Source organism: Mameliella sp. MMSF_3455, from assembly GCF_030733205.1.
Taxonomy (GTDB): domain Bacteria; phylum Pseudomonadota; class Alphaproteobacteria; order Rhodobacterales; family Rhodobacteraceae; genus Antarctobacter.
The window spans coordinates 1-5,124 of the sequence record NZ_JASHJL010000087.1; the positions used below are offsets into that span (position 1 = coordinate 1).

2 protein-coding genes, 1 tRNA gene and 1 pseudogene are annotated in these 5,124 nt (G+C 61.5%); 2 read left to right on the forward strand and 2 right to left on the reverse strand.

All coding sequences use genetic code 11. The features are described from left to right. Nucleotides 1-46: 46 nt before the first annotated feature. Entirely contained in the window at nucleotides 47-1,669 is a 1,623-nt protein-coding gene (locus RBB42_RS27775; RefSeq protein ID WP_305972671.1) for a hypothetical protein, read from the reverse strand. Nucleotides 1,670-2,610: 941 nt separating this feature from the next. Between RBB42_RS27775 and RBB42_RS27780 the strand changes: the two genes are divergently transcribed. Next, nucleotides 2,611-2,700, forward strand: a tRNA-Ser gene (locus RBB42_RS27780). A gap of 176 nt (nucleotides 2,701-2,876) precedes the next feature. Next, the gene (locus tag RBB42_RS27785) at nucleotides 2,877-4,373 is read left to right on the forward strand and encodes a DUF6880 family protein (protein WP_371931843.1); all 1,497 of its coding nucleotides are present in this window, start codon (nucleotides 2,877-2,879) and stop codon (nucleotides 4,371-4,373) included. Between the two features lie 53 nt (nucleotides 4,374-4,426). On the opposite strand, the pseudogene RBB42_RS27790 reads toward RBB42_RS27785, so the two are convergent. Next, nucleotides 4,427-4,705, reverse strand: a pseudogene (locus RBB42_RS27790) (integrase core domain-containing protein); the annotation flags it as partial. Between the last annotated feature and the right edge of the window lie 419 nt (nucleotides 4,706-5,124).

Below are 5,124 nucleotides of genomic sequence, written 5' to 3' on the forward strand. Positions count from 1 at the left end.
ATCCACATCAGTGTAAGGGGGTCATTTTTGGACGCCGATCACCCCTCTACGGGGTCAAAATTGCACGCCGGTTCACAAACGTCGCATAAGGTAAGGGCTGACCCCGTTTCTGAACTGCCGGAAAGAAATGATTGTTGTCCTGATGGTCGCTAAAGAGCGGTCGGATGACCTGTTCATACCAGCGGAGCGTTTCCAGACCCCGCAACCGGCTTGTCGCCGATATAGTTGCAAAAAGCGGCTTGCGGTTCTTCACGTTTGCAGCAGGGATCATGAGCCGCCCGTCGTCCGCCTTGCGATGTCCCAGGCAGAGCCAGGCGGCGCTTCCGCGAAAGGTTGTCTTCAAGACGCTTGAGACGCGGGCCGGGATTGCATCGGTTTCCAAGGCTGCGAAGGCCGCACATGTCCCGAAGCGACGCGCCTTCTCGAGGTGCCGCTCAGCTTTCCGGCCCGTCGTCATCTGGGCAGCTTTCAGGTGGAGGATCGCCTTTTTCCTGAACTGGATGTGAAGAGACAGGAACCGAATTCTCGCGTTCATGTCGGTTACGACATTCCGACAGAAGGAGCGGACGTGAGGGGACATCTCGGACCGACTGCGGCGACCGGTCTTCAGCCATGAATCCGTTTTCAACATCATCCTGACGGAAGACGTATCTTCGCCGTTGCGCTCCAGAAGCGGAACGAGACATTCCAAATAACCCCGAGCGGTGCGAGGCGTGATGGCGCCGACTCTATCATTTTTGTGCAAGTCGCGGAGCATTTGAACGACGGCAACCAAAACCCGCTCATCGAAGGCCGACGCGATGGTGCTCAGTTCAGCAAGCTTCAGTGCGCCGGCGCGTTCTGCAGTCGTGAGGATCTTCTTGGCGGCATTGAGGTAGGGCGTGGGAGAGACGCCGCCCACAAAAGCATTGTCTGTTATGGACCAGCGGCCCCGTGTTGCGAGGTGAACCCAAGTCTCCAACTCCTGAACCAAGGACCCCGGAATGGCGATTTTCTCGGCCCGTTCTGGTCGAACGAAGCCGATGGACTGAGCTGGCAGGACACGCTGTATCCGCCGATCCGTGATGATGCGTGACTGATCGACGAGATTGAGCGCCTCTACCACGGCGTCCTTTGCCGCTTTCGTGGGGGCCGCTCGGTAAAGGCAAAAAGCGACGTCCGGATCGATGTCGCTCACCCGGATCTCCAGCTTTCTGGCGGTATCCGCGCAGCTTTGGATGCAGATGAGCTGCTTGGGATGAAGCTCGAACGGAGAGGGAGAGGCCTTTTCCGCGATTTCCCCCAGCACAGCCAGAAGCGAGGCCCATTCGTCAAGCCGCGACCTGCGCTCCTTATGAGCCGCGATGGTGCCGGTCGCGCCATTGATTGCCGCCGAGACGTTGCGCTTCCAGCGCTTTGCGGCGCAGAAGGTCTTGCCCCAGGAATGAACATATTCCTTGTTTGGAAACATGCTCTGAAACTGCGTCGTGCAAGCTGGAATTCGGTCGGGCGTCCGACCAATCAGCCTTGCCGCTTTTCGGACGGCTTGCGCATAGGTGCGCCGAGCAGCAACCCCGAGAGGGCATTCGCCGCGTTCGAGCCACTCGAGCACATCCTGGAGGTTCTTCGCTCCGGATGTCGCTGTGTCGCCAAGGCCCTGGAAACTATCTTCAAAGGGATTGAAAGTCATGGGTGTCATTTCCTTGATTTGGCCGTTCATCGTTCAGATTGGCCGTTCTTCGTTGTGACGAAGCGGAAATTGACAGACAGCCTGCAAGAAAAGTCGCAACAATCTTGCCGGGTGGTTGTCATCTTTTCCGTTCTTCGTCGGGGGTGTCATTTAATCGTTCCCGGTGGCCGCAGATGGTGCTGCAGCCCACGGATCGAATGAGTTGCACTCGGGCTTCCGCTGCCGTCGCTTCGAGGCTTCAGGCGAGATCATTGCTGTCGTCGAGGCGCGCTTGTAGTGAGGCACAGGCAATCCTGCCTGCCAGGCGCGCAGCTGTGCCCTTCGCCAGAGCATCGGCTTTTTCCGTAGCGGGATAGGGTCGGGAAAGCTCGCATCTGGCTTCGCCAAGCCGCGTCGCCTGGCGGAGCGCGGCGATTCCCCAAGGATGCCTGCGACGTCTTCCGCCGTACAGTGTGGCAGCTTCAGTTCGTCCCAGCGCGATCTTGGAGGCGGCGCGAGCCCCTCGGCTGCCCAAATGGAAGACCACGCGTATCGGCCGCCGACGTTGCGGACGCCGATTTTCCGCGCGAGCTCACGGGCAGCCCTGGCCGAGGGCAGTCTCCAATACGTAGCGAGCTCTTCGGCGCTCGCCGAACCAGGGTCCTTGCTGTTGGCCTTCATGTCCCAACCTCCTTCTGGAAAGGAGATCGGATCGTGCAGACCTGGCCGGAAACGACCTTGGCAGATTCAAGGGCGCGTTCGGCCTGCGCGGCCTCACAAAACGCTTGACGCGTCCGAGGGCGCTTTTTCTGTAAGGGAAATTGACCAGATCTTGCCCAAACTCGGTGCTCCTCAGTGCCTCTCAGTGCCACTTGAGCCGGTTTTCGGGTGTGGAAAGGTTTTTCAGAGAAAGGGCAGAATCGCCTTGTATTCCCTATGTTTCCTTGGCTATACGCGTCGGCGGAGACGTGGCCGAGTGGTCGAAGGCGCTCCCCTGCTAAGGGAGTAGGCGGGAAACCGTCTCGAGGGTTCGAATCCCTTCGTCTCCGCCATTTACCCTTGATAACATTGGTAAAAATCCGCACAAGATGGCCGCGCCCGCCAAAATGCCCGCCATGCCAATTGCGCTTGAACGCGATGCCATGCGACATGCTGTCGATTTGACAGAGCGAAGGTAAAGAGTCGCGGGCCAGGTTCGGTCGCCGCCTTCTCAAATCTGCCGAGGCAAATGCTGCCAGATCGCGCCCTGAGCTTCGACTGCGGTTCGCCGCCCCGCCTATCCTCCCGCAGCCTCTCATCAGTCAAGCCTCAATGCTTGCCCCAACGATCTGGCCAAGGCAGGTACTTTGACAAACTGTCCAAATCCGAGCCCCCCACGGCCCGCAAACCTGCCCTCACCACCGACAAGCTGAAAAACCTTGGCGCCGAGAAGCTCGCGAAGTTGGTGCTGGACGAAGCAGAGCGCAACGCCGGGTTCCGGCGGCAGGTCAAGGCAGCGCTGGCCGGCAAGTCGGGGCCGCAGGCTATCGCCAAGCTGGTTGACCGGCGGCTTTCCGGCTTGGCGCGGGCGAAGAGTTTCATCGAATGGGACAAGGCCCGCGCCTTTGCCGAGGATCTGCGCAACCTGACCGATACCCTTGCCTCCGAGCTGGGCGCCGCTGCGCCTGCGTTGGCCGTGGACCGGTTGCTGCGTTTCATCGCCACGCATGAACAGGTGTTCGAGCGCGTCGATGATTCTTCGGGCCGTGTTCAGGACATTTATTACCAGGCGATCGCGGCGATCGGCGACCTGGCCCCGCGACTGACACCCGCGGAGGCGGATCAGCTGCCCGAGAAGATCATGACGGCCCTGGGCGAAAGCACGCATGGCTATCTGGCCGAAGTCACCACCGCCGTGGTGCCGCATCTGCCGCAAGACAGCCTGGCGCGCTGGGATGCCGACCTGAAAGAGGTCATCGCCGAGCGGCAGGCCGAGGAAGCGTTGCGCGCGCCGGAGGGCTGGTTTTACTCCATGACCTCGCAATGGGGCGAGATGCGCCAGACCATCGCCAGGGCGCGGGGGGATCTCGATCTGCTCATCGCGCTGGAATCGGCAAAGCGCCCGCACATGCAGGACACCCTGGGGATCGCGGCGCAGCTTCTTGAGGCCGGGCGCAGCGCCGAGGCGCTGGAGTGGGTGCGCAAGCCGGGGCGGCGCGCGTTTGATGAGGGTGAAGGGGACATGTCCCCGCCGCGGGTCAGCCTGGAGGCGCGCATCCTGGAGGCCCTGGGCGACGTACCTGCCGCGCAGGCCCTGCGCTGGCAGTGTTTCGAGACCACGCTGTCCGCCGAGATCCTGCGGGACTACCTCGACCAATTGCCGGACTTCGAGGATGTCGAGGCCGAAGACCACGCCCATGCCTATGCCCTGGAAAAGGCTATGCCCGAGGCGGCCTTGCGGTTCTTTCTCGACTGGCCCCGGACGGATCTGGCGGCCAAGCTGATCGTGATGCATCCAGACCGCTGGGACGGTGGCGATTGGCACATCCTGCCCAAAGTGGCGGCGCTTCTGGAACATGATCATCCGCTGGCCGCGACAATCCTCTTCCGGGCCTTGTTGGACGACATCCTCGCCCGCGCGCGGTCAAAGGCCTATGGGCACGGTGCGACATACCTCGGGAAGCTGGCCCTGCTCGCAGAAGACGCCGATCCCACAGTCTGCGGACGAAGCGGACCGCTGTGCTAAAGTGCGCCGTCTCCTTCAAAACGACTGACCTGCCCCTTGCCGGTCCCCCTCATTCATAACGAGAGTCTGCAGGTTGGATCTGGGTATTCGGCTTCTCCGTCTGGCGCAAGCGCGCCGGGCGCGGAGCCCTCAAATTGCTCAAGCGCTCGGCGCGCTTGCTGTGGCGTTTTGTTGTTCAGGGACGAGTGTGGCCTGACCGCGTTGTAGTCGTAGCGCCAGAGGGCCAGCTTGCGCCGTGCGTCGTCCAGGGTGTCGAAGATCTCCTCGTTGAGCAGCTCGTCCCGCAGGCTGCCGTTGAAGCTTTCGATGAAGGCGTTTTGCTGCGGTTTGCCAGCGATCTCCTGCATTTCCTTGCGGATATTGGCACAGTCGGGCGGGCGTTCTCGCCGGACTGTCTTGGGATCGCCCCCCCCTCTCGGGACATTGCTGCGCAATGCCCTGCCGGGCAGTGGACAAGCCGACACGCCCGGCGCTGCGAGATGTCATGATCCCGCATCACCCGGAGCGCCGCATCTCGCCGCTTGGTCGTTCGCCATTGTCTCTCGGACCGTGTATGGATGGCCCCTTGGCAAGAGCTTTGTTCGGGTCCGGCAATCTGGTCGGTCGCGGCCATGTATTCGGCGTCTCTGTGTGCAGCGGTTTTACGGCTGCGCGCCCTGATGAAGTCAGCCGGTGGGCGGGTCCCGATCAATGGCACGCACTTCGAGGTGCTCCGGTCCGAACTGGGTATCCCGTTCCGCTTCTTACCGTC

Coding starts and splice junctions, on each gene's coding strand:
- RBB42_RS27775 (WP_305972671.1), bottom strand. CDS start 1,669: ATGACTTTCAATCCCTTTGAAGATAGTTTCCAGGGCCTTGGCGACACA.
- RBB42_RS27785 (WP_371931843.1), top strand. CDS start 2,877: ATGCTGCCAGATCGCGCCCTGAGCTTCGACTGCGGTTCGCCGCCCCGC.